General features: G+C 75.7%; 1 protein-coding gene. It reads right to left on the bottom strand.

Going from position 1 to position 263, the window contains the following annotated elements; genetic code table 11:
• Positions 1-223 (bottom strand): hypothetical protein (locus tag UK12_RS35720; RefSeq protein WP_045307392.1); only part of this gene is annotated, 223 nt, incomplete at its 3' end.
• Positions 224-263: the final 40 nt, after the last annotated feature.

Genomic DNA, 263 nt, shown 5'->3' on the forward strand with positions numbered 1-263 from the left:
CGGCGGCGAGCGACACGGCGGCGCCGAGCAGCGGATGGCCGGCTGCCACCAGACCGACCGCCGTGACATCACCGGCGGTCACGGACACCCGCTCCGGCCCGTAGTGCTGGCGCTGGAAGGCGTAGGTGGGCAGGTCGACCCGGCGGGCGCCCTGGCCAGCGAAAACCGCCTGCCAGTCGACGGCCACGCCACGCACGTACGCCTGGGCGAGCGCGGTGGTCACCGTCTGCGCCTCGGGACGGCCTGCGCGCAAGGTTGGCGCG

This window comes from Saccharothrix sp. ST-888 (assembly GCF_000955975.1).
Classification (GTDB): Bacteria; Actinomycetota; Actinomycetes; order Streptomycetales; family Streptomycetaceae; genus Kitasatospora.